The sequence below is a fragment of the Paraburkholderia phytofirmans PsJN genome, from assembly GCF_000020125.1.
GTDB lineage: Bacteria > Pseudomonadota > Gammaproteobacteria > Burkholderiales > Burkholderiaceae > Paraburkholderia > Paraburkholderia phytofirmans.
Genome location: NC_010681.1, coordinates 65536 through 85828 on the forward strand (window position 1 = coordinate 65536; position 20293 = coordinate 85828).

The 20293-nt window shown below is 61.6% G+C and carries 18 protein-coding genes; 15 read left to right on the plus strand and 3 right to left on the minus strand.

The genetic code is table 11. The features are described from left to right. Positions 1-65: 65 nt before the first annotated feature. The 11 genes from BPHYT_RS00255 to BPHYT_RS00305 all read left to right on the plus strand — a co-directional run bounded on the left by BPHYT_RS00255 (position 66) and on the right by BPHYT_RS00305 (position 11357). Entirely contained in the window at positions 66-1229 is a 1164-nt protein-coding gene (locus tag BPHYT_RS00255) for a substrate-binding protein (protein WP_012431161.1), read from the plus strand. A gap of 83 nt (positions 1230-1312) precedes the next feature. Continuing rightward, on the plus strand, positions 1313-2146 hold the full coding sequence (locus BPHYT_RS00260) for a branched-chain amino acid ABC transporter permease (RefSeq protein ID WP_175932827.1): 834 nt from the start codon (positions 1313-1315) through the stop codon (positions 2144-2146). After that, positions 2139-3953 (plus strand): ABC transporter permease subunit, encoded by a 1815-nt coding sequence (locus tag BPHYT_RS00265; RefSeq protein ID WP_012431163.1) that lies wholly within the window; start codon positions 2139-2141, stop codon positions 3951-3953. The genes BPHYT_RS00260 and BPHYT_RS00265 overlap by 8 nt, the downstream gene beginning before the upstream one ends. Further along, a complete protein-coding gene (locus tag BPHYT_RS00270; RefSeq protein ID WP_012431164.1) occupies positions 3950-4651 on the plus strand; it encodes an ABC transporter ATP-binding protein in 702 nt (233 codons plus the stop codon). The genes BPHYT_RS00265 and BPHYT_RS00270 overlap by 4 nt, the downstream gene beginning before the upstream one ends. A 37-nt stretch (positions 4652-4688) precedes the next feature. Further along, entirely contained in the window at positions 4689-5375 is a 687-nt protein-coding gene (locus tag BPHYT_RS00275; protein WP_012431165.1) for an urease subunit beta, read from the plus strand. A 2-nt stretch (positions 5376-5377) separates the two neighbouring features. Beyond that, positions 5378-7093 carry an urease subunit alpha gene (gene ureC / locus BPHYT_RS00280; protein WP_012431166.1) on the plus strand — a complete coding sequence of 572 codons (1716 nt, stop codon included), beginning with the start codon at positions 5378-5380 and terminating at the stop codon, positions 7091-7093. A gap of 9 nt (positions 7094-7102) precedes the next feature. Beyond that, complete coding sequence (gene ureG / locus BPHYT_RS00285) at positions 7103-7717, plus strand: urease accessory protein UreG (protein ID WP_012431167.1); 615 nt, start codon at positions 7103-7105, stop codon at positions 7715-7717. A gap of 17 nt (positions 7718-7734) precedes the next feature. Then, on the plus strand, positions 7735-8529 hold the full coding sequence (locus BPHYT_RS00290) for an urease accessory protein UreD (protein ID WP_223274410.1): 795 nt from the start codon (positions 7735-7737) through the stop codon (positions 8527-8529). An 8-nt stretch (positions 8530-8537) separates the two neighbouring features. Further along, a complete protein-coding gene (locus tag BPHYT_RS00295) occupies positions 8538-9059 on the plus strand; it encodes an urease accessory protein UreE (protein WP_012431169.1) in 522 nt (173 codons plus the stop codon). Beyond that, positions 9052-9771 (plus strand): urease accessory protein UreF, encoded by a 720-nt coding sequence (locus BPHYT_RS00300; protein ID WP_012431170.1) that lies wholly within the window; start codon positions 9052-9054, stop codon positions 9769-9771. The genes BPHYT_RS00295 and BPHYT_RS00300 overlap by 8 nt, the downstream gene beginning before the upstream one ends. A 20-nt stretch (positions 9772-9791) precedes the next feature. Beyond that, positions 9792-11357 carry an ABC transporter substrate-binding protein gene (locus BPHYT_RS00305; RefSeq protein ID WP_012431171.1) on the plus strand — a complete coding sequence of 522 codons (1566 nt, stop codon included), beginning with the start codon at positions 9792-9794 and terminating at the stop codon, positions 11355-11357. A gap of 516 nt (positions 11358-11873) precedes the next feature. Here BPHYT_RS00305 and BPHYT_RS00310 read toward each other — a convergent pair. After that, complete coding sequence (locus tag BPHYT_RS00310) at positions 11874-12905, minus strand: LacI family DNA-binding transcriptional regulator (RefSeq protein WP_012431172.1); 1032 nt, start codon at positions 12903-12905, stop codon at positions 11874-11876. A gap of 723 nt (positions 12906-13628) precedes the next feature. On the opposite strand from BPHYT_RS00310, the gene BPHYT_RS00315 reads away from it, so the two are divergent. Both BPHYT_RS00315 and BPHYT_RS00320 read left to right on the plus strand, forming a co-directional pair. Then, positions 13629-14306, plus strand: a complete 678-nt coding sequence (locus tag BPHYT_RS00315; RefSeq protein WP_012431173.1) for a DUF1028 domain-containing protein — start codon at positions 13629-13631, stop codon at positions 14304-14306. Between the two features lie 145 nt (positions 14307-14451). Then, complete coding sequence (locus BPHYT_RS00320) at positions 14452-15594, plus strand: branched-chain amino acid ABC transporter substrate-binding protein (RefSeq protein WP_039350192.1); 1143 nt, start codon at positions 14452-14454, stop codon at positions 15592-15594. A gap of 437 nt (positions 15595-16031) precedes the next feature. On the opposite strand, the gene BPHYT_RS36610 is transcribed toward BPHYT_RS00320, so the two are convergent. Next, a complete protein-coding gene (locus tag BPHYT_RS36610) occupies positions 16032-16997 on the minus strand; it encodes a carboxymuconolactone decarboxylase family protein (RefSeq protein WP_012431175.1) in 966 nt (321 codons plus the stop codon). 971 nt (positions 16998-17968) lie between these two features. Between BPHYT_RS36610 and BPHYT_RS00330 the strand changes: the two genes are divergently transcribed. Together BPHYT_RS00330 and BPHYT_RS00335 are read left to right on the plus strand one after the other, a co-directional pair. Next, positions 17969-18517: a DUF5943 domain-containing protein gene (locus BPHYT_RS00330; RefSeq protein ID WP_012431176.1), complete on the plus strand. Its 549-nt coding sequence runs from the start codon at positions 17969-17971 to the stop codon at positions 18515-18517. A 48-nt stretch (positions 18518-18565) separates the two neighbouring features. Next, on the plus strand, positions 18566-19564 hold the full coding sequence (locus BPHYT_RS00335; protein ID WP_012431177.1) for a dipeptidase: 999 nt from the start codon (positions 18566-18568) through the stop codon (positions 19562-19564). Between the two features lie 16 nt (positions 19565-19580). Here BPHYT_RS00335 and BPHYT_RS00340 read toward each other — a convergent pair whose 3' ends face one another. Then, positions 19581-20240 carry a TetR/AcrR family transcriptional regulator gene (locus tag BPHYT_RS00340; RefSeq protein WP_012431178.1) on the minus strand — a complete coding sequence of 220 codons (660 nt, stop codon included), beginning with the start codon at positions 20238-20240 and terminating at the stop codon, positions 19581-19583. Positions 20241-20293: the final 53 nt, after the last annotated feature.

Below are 20293 nucleotides of genomic sequence, written 5' to 3' on the forward strand. Positions count from 1 at the left end.
CAGGCGTCGACAGGGTTCTTTGAAAGGCAACCGGTGAGCAAAAAACAAACTCCAGGAGAAATACTATGCATGACGTAAAGAAAACAGTCGGTTTCGTCGCCGGCATGGCGCTGTGCCTGAGCGTGCCCGTCGCATACGCAGCCAACGACATCGTGGTCGGCGTAGCAGTGGGGCTGAGTGGTGCGAACAGCGTGGTTGCGCCTTCGGTGGTGCAGGCGGCCGATCTGGCCGTGGATCAGATCAATGCCGCCGGCGGCGTGCTCGGTCGCAAGCTGCGGCTCGAGATCGTGGATGACAGCTCGAGCGCCGCCGGCGCGCAGAAAGCCTATGACGTGCTGGTATTCCAGAAAAAGGTCGACGCGATCGTCAGCATGGAGACCAGCGCGGCCCGCAACGCGGCGCTGCCCATCGTCACGCGCGGCAGGATACCGTTTATCTACACCTCGTTCTACGAGGGACGCTCGTGCAACAAGTACATGTATATCAATGCATGGGTGCCCGAGCAGCAGGTTGCGCCGATGGTCGATTACTTCACCAGGCAAAAGGATGCCAAGACCTTCTTTCTGATCGGCAGCGACTATGCTTTCGGGCGCGGCATGCTGGCGTTCACGCGCAAGTACATCGAGAAAACCGGCGGCAAGGTCGTCGGTGAGGAATACAACCCGATCGACGCGACCGACTGGACCGCCATCGTCAGCAAGATTCGCGCGGTCCACCCCGACGCGTTGATGATCTCGACGGCTGGCGGCGTGCCGAACGTCACCCTGACCAAGCAGTTGCGCACCGGCGGCATCAAGGCTCTGTACGGCAATCTCAGCATCGACGAGGGCACGGCCAGGAGCATGGGCGCGGATGCGGTCGGAACCTATGTGGCCGGCTCGTATTACACCAGCCTGCAGACACCCGCCAATCAGAAATTCATGGCCGCAATGAAGGCCAGGTTCGGCGACAAGCTGGAAACGCCGAACGACCTCTCGGTGCCGGAATACGATGCGGTGCTCGCATACGCCGAGGCCGTCGCCAAGGCCGGTTCGACCGCGACCGACAAGGTGATTCCGGCGCTCGCGTCGGTCACGGTGGATGGGCCGCGCGGCGCCATCACCATGGACAAGGAGCGTCACGCGGCACTTTCCATGTACCTGGGGCAGGTAATGCCCGACGGCAGTGTCAAGGTCATCTCCGAGTTCAAGAACGAGGATCCGGGCGAGCAGTGCCCGAACCTCAAATGATGCCTGGATCGATCAGCGCACACGCCAAGCCCCGGCCGCAAGGCGGTCGCGGGGCGTCTTTCTCGTAAAAGGTCGCGTATATGATTGCGCTCGTTCTCGATGTCCTGACAACGGCATCGATTCTGTTCGTTGTAGCCAGCGGATTGCTGCTCGTGTTCGGCGTAATGAAGATCATCAATTTCGCGCACGGCGCGGTCATCACGCTGGGCGGCTACGCCGCGCTGGCATGTACCGGGTTGGGCATGAACCCCTGGCTGGGCTTGCCGCTGGGCGCGCTGGTCGGTGGCGTCGCGGGCGTCGTGGTCGAGTCTCTGGCCGTGCGACCGCTCTACGCACGGCCGCTGGATGCGATCCTCGCCACCTGGGGGCTCGGCATCGTCATCAGCCAGGTCGTGACCTTGTGCTTCGGCCGCGGTGTGCACTTTGCCCGTTCGCCCTTGACGGGGACGGTGAACGTGCTGGGAACGGAGTACTCGCTCTATCGGCTCAGCCTCGTACTGGTCGCTCTGGCACTCGGCGGCCTGCTGACGTTGCTGCTGCAGGGCACGCGCCTCGGTCTCGAGACACGCTCCGTGATCATGAACGAGGATCTGGCCCGCGGGCTCGGCATCAATAGCGGCCTGGTGCGGTTCGTGACCTTTTCGCTCGGCTCGGCGCTGGCCGGTATAGCGGGGATGGTGATCGCACCGCTGTCGAGCATCGATCCGAACATGGGTGTGCCCTGGCAGGTCAACGCGTTCATGCTGGTGATGGTGTCCGGCTATTCGCTGCTGACGCTGGCCGTTTCCTGTCTGGTCCTTGGAGCCGCGCAGGTGCTGATCAGCGTCTATATCGATCCCATACTCGGCGGATTGACCATCACGGTGCTGGCTGCCGTGATTCTGCGCATCCGTCCGGAAGGATTTGCCCGTGTCTGAGACTCTCGCGCAGGTTCGCCGCACCTTGCGGCCGGTGGCGATCATCGTGCTGGTGGGCGCGTTGCTCGTTGGATTCGGGCCCGTCGTGCTCGATTCCTATTCGGTCAACGTTCTGACCCGCTCCCTGCTGTATGCGGCGGTCGCCCTGACGGTCGATCTGCTGTGGGGGTATATGGGGATTCTGACCTTCGGGCAGTCCGCATTTTTCGCCATCGGCGCCTATACCTCGGGATTGATATTTACCCACATCGGTTTCAGCCCGTGGCTGGCGCTCGCGGCGCTTGTTCTGGGCGTGCTGGCGGCCATGGCGGTCGCCGCGCTGGTCGGCTGGCTGGCGTTCTGGCACGGTGCGACGAATCTCTATGCCTCGGTCATTACGCTGGTGCTTTGCATCGTCTGTACCCAGGTGATTTTTTCGGGTGGAAATTTCACCGGATCGAGCAGCGGCCTGACCGGTTTCGACAGCTTCGATCTGTCCATGCAGGCATGGTTCTGGATCGCCGGTGGCTTTCTGATCGTAGTGACGGCTGGCGCGTGGCTGCTGGTTCACAGCGACGCAGGACGGATCCTGATCGCCATTCGCGAAAACGAACAGCGTTGCGAATACCTCGGGCTGAACACTGCGCTGCTCAAGACCACCGCATTTCTTGGCTGCTCCGCCGTCGGTGCCGTTGCGGGCTATCTGTACGCCAATTATTCGATGCTGGTCTCGCCGGAACTGGCCGGTTTCGTATTCGGCACCGAGCTCGTGATCTGGACCGCGTTGGGCGGCAGGGCAACGCTGCTCGGTCCGATTTTCGGCACGATGCTGGTCGACTACGAAAGCGCGCAGCTCAGCGGTGATTTTCCTTATGTATGGAAACTTCTCATCGGCAGCATTTTCGTCATTGTCATCATCGCTTTTCCGCGCGGGCTGCTGCCCATCGTGCCAGCGGCGCTGCGCCGCTTGTTCGGGCGCGTGCGCCCCACGCAGGCGGCGCGTCGTGCGTTCGTGCCCGAGCTGGCGCTCGCCAGCGGGACGGCGCATCGGCAGGATGCCGGGGACGGCGTGCCGCCTGCGCTCCAGGTCGTCGACGTGCACAAGAATTTCGGTAGCCTCGCGGTATTGAGCGGCATAGACTTCGCCGCTCGTGCCGGAGAAATCGTCAGTCTGGTCGGGCCTAACGGCGCCGGCAAGACCACGCTCATGCGCTGCATCGCGGACGGCATGGAGCGCAGCTCAGGCGATGTCGTGGTCAACGGCCGCAGCATCGGCAAGTCGCCGCCAGCGCGCTGCGTCGCCATGGGCGTCGGGCGCAAATTCCAGATGGCCAACGTGTTCGACACCCTGACGGTGGCCGAATGCCTCGGCATCGCCCGGTTCGTCCATGATCGCCCCTCGCTGTGGCGGCGTAGAACGGCGCTGCAATTGCCCGAGGCCGCGTTTCACGTGGTCCAGGCCACCGGGTTGGCCGAGCGGCTGGGCGAGGAAGCTCGCCTGCTGTCCCACGGCCTGAAGCAGGCACTCGAGCTGGCCATGGTATTGGCGCTCGAACCACGCGTGGTCCTGCTGGACGAACCGACGGCGGGGCTCACCAAGACCGAACGCACGCAGATTGGCCGCATACTCGTGGACATCGTGCGCGAACAGGGTATCTGCGTCCTGCTGGTTGAACACGATCTGAACTTCGTTCGGGAAATCAGTTCGCGCGTCATCGTCCTGCATCAGGGAAAAATCCTGCTCGACGGATCGGTCGACGAAGTCGTCTCGTCCGAATTGGTGAGCAGCGTCTATACCGGCGGCGAGAATCTGGAGCATGCGGCATGAATCCCTTACTCCACGCAGTGAACCTGACCAGCGGCTACGGCGAATCGATGGTGGTCCGCAATCTGGCGCTTGACGTCGCCCCGGGAGAGATTGTGGCGGTGCTGGGCAAGAACGGCATGGGCAAGACCACGCTGCTGCGCACCGTGATGGGATTTCTGGGGAAAAAAACCGGTTCGGTGGCGCTTGACGGCAAGGACATCACCGTCATGCCGCCCCATCGGATCGCGCGCCTCGGCATCGGCTACGTCGCACAGGAAAAAGCCTTGTTCCAGGACCTGACGGTGCGGGAGAACCTCCGGTTGGCGACGCGCAATCGGCCACTGGCGGAGGTGATCGAAACGGCCGCGGCGGCATTTCCGTTTCTGGCGCAGCGACTCGGTCAGCGTGCCGGCACGCTCAGTGGCGGCGAGCAGAAGATGCTGCTGATGGCGCGCGCCCTGGCGACCCGCGCCAGGCTTGTGCTGGTCGACGAGATCACGGAGGGGTTGCAGCCGGCCATGGTGCAACGCATAGGCGAAGTCATCCGTCTGCAGCGCGAGCGATACGGCACCAGCTTTCTGCTGATCGAACAGCATCTCGGCTTCGCGCTGAAACTCGCTGATCGATATGTGGTCGTGCAAGGCGGCGAGATCGTGCTGTGCGGCAACAGGGGCGAGGCCGACACGAACGGCCGGATTGCCCAGTATCTCGGCGTCTAGGATTCGACGTCTCCATCGGTGTGAACGGAGTCAATGCATGCGCCTGTTTCCGCGTGAAGTCGATCGTCTGTTGCTGCATCAGGCAGCGCAACTGGCCAGATCGCGCCGCAGCAGAGGATTATTGCTGACCGAACCGGAGGCCCGCGCCCTGATCGCGGATACGGTGTGCGAGGGCGCACGCGTAGGCGGGACGGTGGCCGATATGGTGGCGCTCGCCTCCACGCTGTTGACTGACGATGACGTGATGCCCGGGGTTACCGAGCGTGTGGAGGTAGTCATGGTCGAAGCGTTTTTCCCCGACGGGCAGAAATTGGTCTGCGTGCATGATCCCATCGGCCCGGGTAGCCAGGGGGAGCCGCAGGCACCGCCGCCGCGCTGGCGCCTGGAGCGGACACCCGTCGTCGTCAATCGGCATCGCCCTACCTTGCGCCTGCGCGTCGCAAGCTCGGCAGACCGGCCGATCCAGGTCGGCTCGCACTACCATTTTTTCGAAGTTAATCCGGCGCTCGCGTTTGACCGGCACGCCGCATACGGCTACCGCCTCGACATCCCGGCGGCCACGACGCTGCGTTTCGAGCCCGGTGATACACGTGACGTCGACCTGGTGGCCATCGGAGGCGCGCGAGCGGTGTACGGCCTGGCGGGACTCGTCAACGGCGCATTGGACGATCCCGCCGTGCGGCAAGTGGCGATGTCGAGGCTCGCGGCATTTTTGGAGGAGTAGGCATGGCCTGCAGCATCGAACGCTCACGATACGTGCAGCTTTACGGTCCGACCACGGGCGATTGCGTCCGCCTGGGCGACACCGGCCTGTGGGCGCGGGTCGAACGCGACTTCTGCGCGGGCGGCGACGAACTCGTGTTCGGCGCCGGCAAGACGCTGCGCGCCGGTACCGGCTGCGACGGCGAACGGACCGCGGCCGACGGGGTGCTGGATCTCGTCGTCACCAATGCACTCGTCATCGATGCGGTCGCCGGGATCGTCAAGGGCGATATCGGCATCAAGGACGGTCGTATCGTCGGCATCGGCAAGGCAGGCGATCCGAACATCATGGACGGAGTGACGCCCGGCCTGCGCGTGGGCGTGAACACTGACATCCGCGCGGCCGAGGGCCTGATCGTGACGGCGGGTGGCATCGACTGTCACGTGCACTTCATCGATCCCGGCCAGGTGGACGAGGCGCTGTGCGGCGGCATCACCACGTTGATGGGTGGCGGCCTCGGCCCTACCACCGTGCCGATCGCCTCGACCGGCACGCGCAATCTCGGCCTGATGCTGCAGGCCGCCGAAGCGTTCCCGCTCAACTTCGGGTTCATTGCAAAAGCAGCGTCGCATGCCATCGAACCGCTCGTCGAACAGTTGTCGTGCGGTGCCGCCGGCCTCAAGATCCACGAAGACTGGGGCGCCACGCCGGCCGCGATCGACGCTGCGCTCAAAGCCGCCGAGATCGGTGGTGGCCAGATCCAGTTGCATACGGACACGCTGAACGAATCGGGCTTCGTCGAGCACACGCTGAAAGCCATCGGCGATCGTTGCATCCACGCCTATCACGTCGAGGGCGCGGGCGGTGGCCACGCGCCCGACATCATCCGCATCTGCGGCAGGGCCAACGTGCTGCCTTCGTCCACCAATCCCACCAATCCGTTCACGATCAATACGTTCGACGAGCACTTCGACATGGCGATGACGAGCCATCATCTGAACCCGCGCTTGCCGGAAGACGTGGCCTTCGCCGAGAGCCGGATCCGGCGCGAAACGATCGGTGCGGAAGACGTGTTGCATGACCTCGGCGCGATCAGTGCGATCGGCTCGGACAGTCAGGGCATGGGGCGCATCGGAGAGACCGTCGCGCGCTGCTGGCAACTGGCCGAGCATATGCGCGTGCTGCGCGGCAGCCTGGCGGAGGACCGCGGGTCCGGCGCCGACAATTTTCGCATCCTGCGCTATATCGCCAAGTACACGATCAACCCGGCGCGCATGTTCGGCATCGACGGCGAAGTGGGCTCGGTCGAGGCTGGCAAGCTGGCGGATCTGGTGTTCTGGCGTCCCGACAGTTTCGGGGCAAAGCCGGAGCTGGTGATGAAGGCTGGCTTTCCGGTGTGGGCGCCGCTCGGCGAAGCCAATGCTTCGCTGATGACCTGTGAGCCATTGCGCTACCGACCCATGTGGGGCTGCTTCGGCCGCGCGCCGCAGGCGCTTGGCGTTCGCTTCGTGGCGCCACCGTCGATCGCCGCCGATGTGGGGCGCCGCCTGGACCTGAAGGCCAAGCTGGTGCCGGTCGCGGACACACGCGGGCTGACCAAGCGGGACATGATCCGCAACGACATGGTCGCACCGATCAACGTCGATCCGGAAACCTTCCGCGTCAGCGTCGACGGACAGATCATTGATAGCGCGCCCACCGAGCGCGTGGCACTCGGCATGTCGTACATGCTCAAGTAGGAGAACACCATGACTGCAGTACGTTTGGGGATCGGTGGTCCGGTAGGTAGCGGCAAGACGCGCCTGGTCGAGCGCCTGTTGCCGGTTTTCGCCGAGGAGGGCATTTCGGTGGCCGTCATCACCAACGACCTGGTCACGCGCGAAGACGCCGAACGCGTGAAGCGCTCGGGATTGATCGATCCCGAGCGGGTGCTGGGCGTCGAAAGCGGGGCTTGCCCGCATACGGCGATTCGAGAAGATCCGTCGGTGAACCTTGAGGCGGTCGAGTGGCTGGAGCGTCGTTTCCAGCCCGCCGTAATCGTCATCGAAAGCGGCGGAGACAATCTTGCCGCGACGTTTTCGAGCGAACTGGTGGACTGGTGGGCCTTTGTGATCGACGTAGCCGGCGGCGACGATATTCCGCGCAAGCGGGGCCTGGGCGTGCTGCGCGCCGATCTGCTCGTCGTCAACAAGGTCGATCTCGCACCGTATGTCGACGCCGAACTGGACCGCATCCGCGCCGACGTAGCCAGAGCCCGTCCCGACCGGCCCTCGTTGTTTACCGATTTGCGGCGCGGCGGCGGCGTGCGTGCCGTGTTCGACGAAATCGCCCGGGCCGCGTTGTTCGGATGTATCCGCGGATGACGGATGGCTGTTTGTCGATGCGCTTCGTCCGCGACAGGACAGGGCACACCCGGCTCGCAGAGCGGCGGCAGTGCTATCCGCTGACCACGACGGCGGTGCTGCCGTTGGATCACGGACCCGGCGCGCTGATTTACGTGCAGAACGCGGCCGGTTCGGTGTTCGGCGGCGATCACCTGAACCTGGAGATGCATCTGGAAGAGGGCGCCGCGCTATGCATGTCCACGCCTTCTGCGACACGGCTGCAGGGCGATGCCTTGTCGGTGCAGCACATGCAGGTGTCGGTCGGCCGCGATGCGTTCTTCGAGTCGATTCCGGACATGCTGATTTCTCACCCGGGCGCGGTTCATCGGCAGCAGACGCAGATCGATCTGGCCGACGGCGCTGGCGCGATCGTCGCGGAATCGCTTGCCCCCGGTCGGGTCGCGCGCGGCGAACGCCACGTCTACGGATCGATTTCCCTGCGGTTGCAGGCCAGTTTCGGCGGCACGGTCGTATTGCGCGACGGGTCCACGTTTCGACCGGAGGAAGCGGATCCGGCTCTTGAGGGAAGCCTTGGCAGGGAGGGCTACATGGGCAGTCTGTTTGCCCTGGCACAAACGGGGCGAGCGGAAGACCTGGCGGAGTGCATCGATGCCGCATTGGCGAAGCTACCGGGTGTTTACGGCGGCGCGTCCGTGCTGGCGTCCCGGCATGGCGCGGTGGCGCGGTTTCTGGCCGGCGAAGCGACGCTTTTGCGCCAGGCCACGCACTTGGCCTGGGACGCCGCGAGGCGATGCATGCGCGGGCTACCCGCGCCGATACTCAGAAAATAAGGATGCTTATGTTGCTCGTGAACCAGATACTCGGCCGCGCCGATGCGCCGCGATTCTCGCACCGGCAGCACGTCGCCGTCAGCATTTCCGCCCACGATGCAGGGCGGCGCCGGATGCGTCTGCATGCCGAGGACGGCACCGAGCTCGGTATTGACCTGCCGCGGCAGAACTGGCTTTTCCACGGTGCCGTGCTGTATGACGACGGCGCGCGCATCGTCGTCGTAGCGCGCCCTGCCGAGCCGGTCATGGTGATCGCGCTGCTCGATTTGACGCCGGAAGCGGCGTTTCGTATCGGGCATGCGTTGGGCAACCGTCACAGCCCGTCGGAACTGCGCGGCAACGAAATCGTCGTGCCGGTGACCGATACCCCGGAACTCGCGTCGCGGCCGGTGCTTGCGCTCGGACTACCCGATCTGGCGATCCGATTCGAGCACAGGCGGTTCGCCGCCGATGGGCCACCGATCTGTACGGGGGCGACACACGAGCATCCGCAGCACCACGTCGGCCATGCACATCGGCACCATGGCTGATACCGAGGCGGTCGATCCGGTGCGTGCGGGCGCGCTGCTGGCGTTGATGCAACTCGCCGACGCCGCGCTACCGATCGGGCGCCACGCGCATGCAATGGGACTTGAGGCGCTGCTGCGCGCCGGGCGCGTTACGGGCGCACCGGCACTGCGCCAGATGGTCGTCGCGGCGCTCATGCATGGCGCCGCACGTGGCGACGGCGCCGCAACCGCCATGGCGCACGACGCGGTGCGCGCCGGCGATCTGCAGGCGCTCGCGGCGACCGACGCACGGCTTGATCTGCTGAAACTGACGCAGCCGGCACAAGCCGCCTCGCGCCGTTGCGGCAGCCGGCTCGCCGCACTCGCGCCGTCGCTCGGCACCGACGCGGTACTGCTGCAATATGCCGCCGAGGTCTCCGCCCGGCGCACGCCCGGCCATCTGGCAGTCGTCTCGGGAGCACTATCGGCCGCGGTGGGCATCGGCCGGGACGAGGCCGTGCTGATCGAGATGCGCGGAGTGGCGACCATGATCCTGTCGGCTGCGGTGCGGCTCGACATCGTGCCGGCAGCGGCGGCGCAAGGGTTGTTGAGCGGGCTCGCGCCGGACGTCATCGCCGCGACAGAGATTGCGCTGAACACGCGGCCCGACGACATGGAATGCAGCGCGGCTGCAGGACTTGAGATCGCGGCGATGCACCACGCCCGCGGCGACGGCCGCCTGTTTGCCACTTGACGACGATTCGAGGAGACCAAATGAAGCATGACCGGATACTGCGGGTGGCGCTGGACTGGGCCGTGGACGGCATCGACCCGCCGCGCTCGTTCGGCGGGTGGAATACCGGGCGCGTAGTACAGCAGACTCATGAAAGCCTGGTCGAGGACGACTTCGATACGGAGCCCAGCCCGCCCGATGCGCCCACGCGCGTCGTGCCGCGTCTGGCCGAGCATGTCGAAGTGTCGCGTGAGGCGCGTCGTTTCGTGTTTCGCTTGCGCGACGGCGTGCGCTTTCACGACGGCGCGCCGCTCGATGCCGACGCCGTGGTGCTCAATTACGAGCGGATGGTGCGTCCCGACTCGCCGTATTATTCGCCCGTGGTGGCCGACTTCAATCGTGCCGGGGCTGCGGCGATCGAATGCGTGCGCGCACTCGACGCGAGGACGGTTGAGTTTCTGCTGTGCGAGCCGTTCCCGGAATTCCTGCGCTATATGACGCAGGAGGACGCGCCAGGGGCTCAGTCGCTGATCAGCCCGGCGGCGCTGCGCCGGTGGGGCGCCGACGGCTGCACCGATCGAGCACCCGGTACCGGGGCGTTCCGCTTCGAGCGCCGTTTCGAGACGGCAGGCGGATCCGCGGTGGCGCTGTCGCGCAACGACGCGTATTGGGGTGGGGCGCCTGCGCTTGCGGGCGTCCACTTCCTGCCGTTTCCCGACCTCGGCGACCGTGTCCGCGCGCTCGTCGAGGGCCGCGTGGATTTCGCCTACAGCCTGGAGGGCGCGGATCTCGAGGATCTGGCCGCGCGCGGGTTCAGCGTGCCGGCGTTTGCGCCGCCCTATCTGTGGTATCTGGTATTCAATCTGCGCGATCCGCATCTGTCCGACGTGCGGGTGCGGCGCGCCATCGCCTGCGCGATCGATCGCACGGCCCTGTGCGGAACGCTTTTTCCGGGCGCCGCGCTGCCTGCCAGCAGTGCGATTCCGCCGGGGGCGCCGGCGCATGTGGCGGACTTGCCGGATCGCTATGCGTACGATCCGCAGCGTGCCCGCGCGCTGCTGGCCGAAGCAGGCGTCGTGGATACGCTGTCCTTACGGGTGGTCGCGGCGCGCGCCGGCTCGGCGCAACTCGATCCTGGATCGATCTACGCATGCGTGGCCCGGGATCTGGCCAGGATCGGCATTCGTCTGGAGGTGACGCTCCATGAAGATTGGGTGGCCTACTGCAATCAGTGGCGTGAAGGTGCGCCCGACGGCATTGCTTTCAGCGAAATGAGCTGGGGGATGTCCTGCGACCTGTGGCTGGAGCAGGTGCTACATGGTGCGAACCTGTCGCCGTGCGGCTTTAATGCAGGCTACAACCGCGATGGCGTGCTCGATGCGCTGCTTGACCGCGCACGCACGACCGTCTCGACGGACGAACGGATCGCACTGTATCGGGCCGCCGATGCGCGCGTAATGGACACATTGCCGATCTTGCCGTTGTTTACTTCGCGACGCGGCATGGTCGCCTGGGCTCCTGCGGTGGAGGGAATGAAGCTGGTCAATCAATGCTGGCAGGATTTTCGGCGCGTCGCGCTGAAGTCGGGTAGACCGGGTACGGACTAAGGCAAGGCGATCCGACGTAGGCGTTGTGCCTGATAGCCCGATGCCCGAACCATTTCATCGTGCACGGTGATTACTGACATGCGCACCACATACTGCCTTATGCGTTAGCGCCTTCGACGTGATCAATCACACGCCCTGATGCTCACAGTATTGGCAGGCCCGCATGGAAATGCGCCCCAAAGCCACCGCGGGCCATTCAGGCGCGATATCGAACGGGTCGTGAGCGCGGTGGATCGGGCGCTGGTTGCTGCAGCGCCTGATAAATTGTCCCGCTACGTCACGGTTCAACTCAAGTAACCCGGATACAGGCCGTCTTCTCGCAATTGTCGCGTACGGCGATGCCAGGCGACCTTAAAGCGGCGCTTACCCTTCTGGCCGGTTGGTAGCGCCGGACAGGGACGAAACCAGGTAGCAGGCCGCCCGGTGCGCCTGAACGACGACCTGCGCTCCGGTGAGGCGCTCGGCTCAGGCTTCGAAGGTGGCTGTCGCGAAGCGTTCCGGTTGCGCTTGCGCGAATCAGAAGGAAGCCCCGCTGATCAGTCTGTAGCCTACATCGCGAATTACGGGTGCCGGTGCGGCGCCGACCAGCCTTCCAACGAGCATTTCTGCTGCCGCCACACCCATTTCATAACCTGGAGTTGCCACGGTCGTGAGCTTGGGCGTTATTTCCGAGGCAATCTGATAGTTCCCATATCCAGCGATGCCGATTCGACCAGGTACCCTCCAGCCTCGGCGCATGCATTCAAAGATCATCCCCGCGGCAAGTATGTCGGTGCCACAAAAGACACCATCCAGCTCGGGTTCCTCTCTGAGGAGGGCATTCAGGGTGATCCGGCCGCCGGCAAATCCTTCGGACTGTTCGGTATATGCGTGCACATCGTGACGCAGGTTCGCACGCCTGAGTGCGTCCTCGAAGCCACGTTGCCGCTCGAGGAATCGCTCTGTCGAAGCGGGGGTGAACCCGGCGAAGCCAATCCTGCGGTAGCCCGCTTCGATCATGAGATTTGTCATGTCGAAGGCCGCATCGTATAGGGAAAAGCCGACACCCATGTCAATGAACGGCCCCTTGAGACTCCATGTCTCGACCGTCGGCAGGCGCGCGTTCCTGAGCAGGTCGACAGTGTCACGGGAATGTTGCACGTCAGTCAGCACTACACCGTCGATGCGCCTCTCGATAAAGGTGCGAATGGAGTCAAGCTCTCGGTCGGCCGTCGGCGTGACCGCCAACATCAGCTGATGGTCGAGTTGATGCAGTCGATCTTCCAGACCTTGAATCATTCCGATGAAGTTGGAATTCTCCAGAGAAGGTACAAGTACACCGACCACCTGACTGCGTCCTGACGCGAGATTGCCTGCAATCCGGTTACGCGTGTAGCCCAGTTTTGCTGCGGCTTCAAGGACCCTGGCGAGCGTTTGCGGATGTACCTTGTCGGGCACCCGATAGCAGTTGGACACGGTCATGGGCGCGACACCGGCCAACGTTGCGACGTCCTGCATTGTCGCCTTTTTTTTGGCACCGCTGCGTGATGAATTGATTTTGTGGTCCACGCTCCAACCTCCTGACGAGCGGCGATACGGAAGAAGCTATCGCCGCGGGATTGCTGCGATGATTGCCTGACAAGGTTGGCCGCATGTGCCGCGTGAGCCCGGCACGATTCTCATAAACTGCGGCACCGGAGTTACTGCGCGGATGCACAGAACATGCGCTACCCTCATTCGCCGCGACATATCGGTAGCAACCGAAACATTCAGGCATGAGCCCACCGTGCCTTCCAAAGTTGCAGTGATCGAACCCACGGGAAGAAGGCTAGCGAAGCGATGGACGCCGGTCCACCGTGATGCTGCCACCTAAACCAGGCCCCGCATTTTAGCGCAACAATTGCAAGGGCCACACGCGGCGAAATGGGGTTCGATTTAAACAGGGTGCAACGCTTTAAGGGCGTAACTCCGCGGACTCCCCCGCCATTCCGGCTCACGGATAAAAAAGTGTAGCGCTACAATTTTTTCTGCTATACGCTCCGTTTCAGAGTCAAGGTTGCGCATCGGCACCAGATTGTAGCGCTACAATCGCCGATGTGAATTATCAGGAGAATGCCTTCCTGACCAGGAGCCTCGCGGTCAGGGGCGTGGTAACGACACGCCGGGCGCAACACGGCGGTCGTGAAAGCGTGCGTTTGAGCTGCGGCGGATGCCCCGAGGTTCGTGGGTGAGGCGGCGGGGATATTACACAGACGTACGGCAGTTACTTTCCCATTAATTAAGGAATACGAAATGACATTCTCAATCGCTGCAAAGGACAAGAAAACCGGCATGTTCGGCATCGCGATCGCAACCTCGGCGATTGCTGTCGGGAATCGTTGCCCCTGGGTAAAGGCAGGCGTCGGCGCCGTGACGACGCAGCATCGCACCGACACCCGTCAGGGCCCTGTCGGCCTCGAGCTCCTCAGCCAGGGACTGAGTGCGCCGGAAGTTGTCCGGGTGCTGTCACAGGCAAACGACGATCCTGGCGAACGCCAGTTCGCGGCTGTGGACAAGGAAGGGCGAGTTGCATTTTTCTGCGGACCCGCGATTCCCAACATCGCCACGGGTACCGTCGGCGACGCCTGCGTAGCCACCGGAAACTTCCTGGCCAATCACAACATCACCGATAGCATGATTGCCGAGTATGAGCGCGCCCCCGAACTGGAGTTCGGCGATCGGCTCATGAAAGCGCTCGACGCTGGTGTGAAGGCCGGCGGTGAAACCAAGCCGGTCATGTCGGCGGCGCTTCTGATTGCTGATCAGCAGAGTTGGCCGCTCGTCGATCTGCGCATCGACTTCCAGGAAAACCCCGAAGTCGCTCTGCGTGCCCTTTGGGACTTTTACAAGCCGCACCAGCAACGGTTCATCGATCAGGTCCTGCGTCCCTCGAGTCTGCAGTTGCTTACCGATTCCCCGATGAACGTTTGAGACCACTTGAGCGCCAGAAAAGGTGGACGGAACCCATCGTCCGGTTCCGTCAGGCCTGTGGTCTGAAAGCACTTTCTTTACCTTATCTACCGCCAGAGGAGTAGTCGCAATGCAAACGAAGCAAAGACTGACATCGACACAAAGGATGTTTAGCGCTACCGCCGCCGCATATTTCTTTTTGGCAGCCTCGGCTGCAGCCTTTCAGAGTGCTGCCATGGCGGCAGATGAGGTGACGGTCACGGTCGGCGTAGCGGCGCCACTGAGCGGAAATAACGCGGCCTACGGCAAGGATTTGTTAAACGGCGTGCAACTGGCCGTGGACAGTGCCAACGGAAAGAAGCTGACGATCGGTGGCAAATCCGCTCACTTCGTCGTCCTGGCGCAGGACGACCAGGCTGATCCCAAGACCGCTGTCGAAGTCGCGCAGCTGCTCGCGGACAAGAAGGTCGCGGTGGTGATTGGCCACGAAAATTCAGGAACGACGCTTCCGGCTTCCCGCATCTATGCCAACGCCGGAATTCCGATGATTACCCCATCCGCGACGAATCCGACCATTACCTCGCAGGGTTTCAGCAATGTTTTTAGCACCATCGCGACAGATGCCCAGAACGCCGGCAATGCTGGTAAATATGCGGTTGAAGTGACCAAGGCAAAGCGCATCGCAGTCTTGGACGACCGCACGGCGTTCGGTCAGGGTGAGGCAGATGAATTCGTGAAGGCTGTGAAGGCTGCCAATGGGAATGTCGTCGATCGCGAATTCACGACTGACAAGGCGGTTGAATTCAGCGCTCAACTCACACATATCAAGAGCACCAATGCCGATCTCGTATTTGTGGCGACGCTGAATCCGCAGGCGGCGATGATCGTCAAACGCATGAAGCAATTGGGAATCGCTGCCCAGTTTGTCGGCGGAGGTGGGGTCATGGAACCGACATTCCTTTCTCTGGCAGGGGGTTCCGCAGAGGGGGCCATGGCATGGGAGTATGGCGAACCGATCGCATCGCTTCCCGGTGGCGCGGCGTTCCAGTCGAACTACGAGAAGACTTTCCATACGCCGATGCTGACGTATGCTCCATTTGCCTACGACGCCACATGGGCAGCAATTCACGCCATGCAGGCGGCAAACTCGCCAGACCCGACTCAATACCTGGCAAAACTGCATTCGCAAGCGGTCGACGGCATTACCGGTCCGATTGCGTTTAGCGACACCGGCGCGTTGAAGGATCCGTCGAGTACGCTCTACGAAGTAAAGAACGGAAAGTGGACGCCAATCACCACCAAACATTGATCGGTGGGTGAATGTCGACCGGGCTGCCGTTTCCGGCAGCGACGTTCTGGGCTGAGCAAACGCGGCCTGCGACGGGCGCCAGCGGAATCCCTCGTCTACTGGCGCTTGTCGCGTGACGCCTGCTCAAGCACGACGCTTTGTCCGGTCGGGATCAGCCGATCGTGGCGACGCACAAAGTCACACTGAAGTGAAACGCAGCAGAGCCGGTGAGGCATGGGTCAGAAGGGGGCGCTTGTCGCTGCCAGAATGCGGACCGTATCCCTGATACTCATTCGGCAGATGGAGCGAGTGCAATCCCGATCACGTTTCACGCGTATCTATTCAGAACTACGCCGAAAATCATGTGCATCACACGCGACGGCGTCCTTGAGTTTTGCCGGGAAGATGCCTTCCTGTTCCTTTATTTTCAATGCGTCACGTTGCGCTTTGCCGACTAGTTAGGTCAAGTTTGCGAGGGCGTCCATACCAGCCGTAACTCTCAGTGAACAGGCAGCGCCTGCCGCAATCAATACGGCGTCGATGATATCTCGATCGGTCCATCCCTGGCCACGTAACCTCGCGAAGTCGTCGGCAACACTTCGCGCCTTCGATGTGCCCACGGCAACGGCAAATTGAAGCAGGGCATCGTCGCGTTCGGTGCGACTTTGTTGAGTGCCGTTGACGTCATCCGGATATTTTCTGGAGCCGAGGACCGCCTGCCTGATATCAAGTCTTAACTGGGTCGAGATGCCAGAGTTCTGACGCAGCAATTGTGCGGTCACTGCGTTCAACCATGCCATCGTAGCGTCAAGGGGACTGGTGATGCCCGGCCAGTCACTGGGCAGGCCGTCCAGTCTCTGGGTTGGATGGCTACCTGTGGCATTGATCAATGATTCAACGTCTTTGCGAACTTGTAGATAGCCAAATTGCGCAAGACTTTTTCCTGCGATAACGTGCATCGCGTCCGGCGATATGGCGCCAAGTCCGTCAATGACCCGGTTCATAAATGCGGTGAAGGCCGTCACCCGAACGACGTCTTCGCGAGCCGAAGCGGGATGGTTCGATAGCACAGGAGCAGTCAAGGACATGGAGTCGCGCTCAAGTGCGTGAAGAGACGATGCAAAAGCAAGCCGCTCACGCGTTTCGGCGGGAAGATCTGCAGCGCCGATACGATCCCTCGGAACGCTGAATACGGACTCCGGTATGCCCAGTCCGATTGCACAGTGTCGATGAGAGAATGCGCAAAAATGGCAGCCGTCGAGTCCCGACGTGTAGGAATAAATCAGTTCGCGCTCCCCCGGGGACAGAGAGGACGGCCCTCTCATCAGGTGCTGAAAGCAGTCAATGATCGGCAGGGCGAGATCGGGAATTTTCAGGAAAATCTGACGGAGATTTAATTGATCGCCCAACTTCATGTCGTTCATTCCTTCTCCATGGATATGTTGATCGAGATGAGTGCGCAAGGCCAAAACTCATACGACAGCAGAGGGCATTGTTGAACGACAGTCGGTCGCGGCTTCAGCCGTTCATCTGCCGTGAAGCATGGACGCGATCGCAGTGCCCTGCCGGAGCCTTGTCGATGAGAGGCAACAGATGTCGCGAACTCATCACTTTATAGCCGTCCGGTTTTCAGTCGGGTTGCAGGAATAGGGACCACGATCTAGGCAAAGCGACTTTTGCGGTAGCTATTTGCACGAGACAGGCGATTTCATCTGCTGCCGCAGGAGGGTGAGTACTGACCAGCGTACTGTTGCCGGGGGGGCGGGTTGGGCGATGGAAGTGGACGGGTGTCCCTGAAATTTGCGGGATCCTTTGTGGTCGCATATTGATATCGATGCCGCGGTGCGGTTCCGATTCCTGTTTGGGGCGGAAATGGCCTTTTCATGCTCCCGTATCTTCATGGGAGCGCCGGGATTCGTTGATTACACGGCGTATCGGTCGATTTGTCAGGCCGCTTACCGGTTGCATGCCTCGAGCAACAACGCGTTGCGCCGGTCGGGCACCCATGTTCCGTCGTCGTGCGGCTTGCTCCTTTGCCGCTAGCGAAGGGAACAACCTCAAAACGCAGGGGCAGTTCCGCACGGTCAGCCAGTCCCTCCATGCGGACGACGAGGTTTGAATCAGATTTCTCCCGATCTTCTGTCCGGCGCTGCCCCGGCTGGCGTGACCCTGCGTAGTTCAGGCCGCTCTGCCGAGCCAACCCGGTGCAACGCTGCGTGCGCGAGAGCGAGCCGGTCCGTGTCGGCTGGCGCACCGCGGTGCCAGTGCCTGGCAAGCTACAGAGAATGTTGCCGGGCAATGGCCGATCACCTGGCCCGTACATAGGGATCTTCCCAGTACCGTCGCGGAATTTAGCAATTTACATTACACGCATATTGTAAATGAGGGGTCGCGAATGACTAAACTTCCCGTGCCGGTGGATATAGATAACGAATCGGGAGCCTGGATGTCGGAGGGGCAACCGATGATTCTGATCCCCAGGCGTTTCTGGGTGTTTGTTCAGAAACAGGCCGAGGAGCAGTTTGGCCTCGTCGCGACGGCCGAGCTCTTCAACCACGCAACCCGGAAGGGCACGCGCGTCTGGTGCGAGCAGGAAGAGCTTCGGTCAGGGGCATGTCGGGAAGAAGTGCTGAAACGATATTTCGACAGGGTTTCGGCCCGGGGTATGGGGCGATTCGCCATCAAGTCCATCGACGTCGATACGGGCCACCTTGCCGTTGAACTTCACAATTCGATCTACGTTGCCGAGTACGGCAACGTAGGAAGGTGTGTTTGCTATCCGTTTGCCTCCGCAGTGGCGGGTGCGGTGGAGTATCTGGCGGGCGGGTCTACCCTTTCGGGTGCGCAGATATCGGGCCAGGAAGTATGCTGCGAAGCGAATGGACATAGCCATTGTTTATTCGAAGCAGGGCCAGGAAAAAATTTGGAACATTCAATCGGCTAACTGCCGCTCGTGTCCAGCTTGTCTCCATTTTTAACTTAGGAGTACGATGTGTCTAACTTGGATAAGGGGTCTAAAATTGTTCGGGAAAGTATCGTTTGCGACATGACTTTCCCATTTTTTGCTCCAGGAGACCCCGTCAGGCGACTTGCGCTCCCGGGACTTCTCCGCAATGCAGGCCTTACCTACGTATCCTTCACGGTAGTGGATGACGAACCTGATGTTGCGAAGGCGTTCACGGCTCTCGCTGAATGCAGGCGATTCTTCCAGAATCAGGCCGACGTGTGCGTGCTGGTCGAAACTGCGGAAGATATTGTCCTCGCCAAACGCGCGGGAAAATTGGGAGTCGGCTTTCATTTCCAAGGTACGTTGCCAATAGGTCGCAACCTGGATCTTATCGAAGCCTATTACAAACTGGGCATTCGTCACATGCTGCTGGCATATAACCAGAAAAACTTCGTTGCGGACGGCTGTCACGAGATGGGTCAAGGTGGCCTGAGCCGTTTTGGTCGAATGGTTATCGACGAAATGAATCGGGTTGGCATGTTCGTCGACGTCGCGCATACGGGTTACCAGGCAAGCATGGAAGCGATCGAACATTCGAATCGTCCCGTGATATGCAGTCACGGAAATATCTGGGAATTGCACAATCATCCGCGTTGCTATCGCGACGATCAGATCAGGGCGATCGCACGGAGCGGTGGCGTCTTCGGCCTTACCGGGATGAGCATTTTCACGGGCGATGATGAGGCAAGTGCTGCCGGCTTCGCAAGGCAGATTGATTATGTTGTCCAGCTTGCGGGAATCGAGTCCGTTGGTTTCGGTCTGGACTATGTGTTCGACCTGCCTGCGATTACGGCGTTGGCAGCGAAGAACGCCACGCATTGGCCGAAGGATGGAGGTTATACACGGCAGGATATCAAACAGCTCGAGCCTACGTCATTGAATGACGTCGCTGATGAACTGCTGACGATGGGCTACTCTGATTCGGACCTACGTCTGGTGTTCGGAGGAAACTGGTTGCGACTGATGCGGACCGTATGGAAATAAATGTGTTTTGCCCGGGCTATGCGCCCTCGTCAGTATGACCGGTGGCAACTCGGCTAATTGACTCCGCAAGGGCGTTCAGCTGGTCGAGATTTTTGTCGGATGCGTCACCGAACCAGGCGAGGAAGGCTATACCACGCAGACTTGAGAAAACCAACCTCGCGAAGCCGGTTGGGTCAGGGATGCAGGCCTCCAGTTCGGGGAAGGAGAGCAGGAAGCGAGTGGTCATTTCCTTGTCCCACTCGAGCCGCACTTCATTTAGCCTCACGCGCAACGCTTCCGACGCATGCACCCCGAAGTGAAGATGCCACGAAGCGAGGTAACGCTCCGTTCCGTAGATTGACTGCCAGGCCCGCTCGACAAAAGCGTAAGCCCGTTGTCTGACAGGCAGAGTAACGCTGGGCCAAATGTCACCGTCTGGCTTCGACTCTTCGAAGATGAGGTCAATGATTCGGGTGATGAGAATATCCTTTGACCCGTAGTGATGCTGAAGTGCACCGGCTGATACTCCCGCCTCCCGTGCAATCTCCGTCATTGTGGCCTTCTGGAGACCATGTGCCTGGATGACGCGAAGTGCAGCATCCAGGATTTTCCGTTGCGTCTCCTCGCTGCGCGAGGCGTGAGAGCGACGAACGTGCGCAAGTGACGGTCGACTATTTTGCTGCTCGCGGGTAGACATTTACAGTGATACCTGAAGAGGACGGTGCCTGAGTGATTTTATCAGGCATCGCG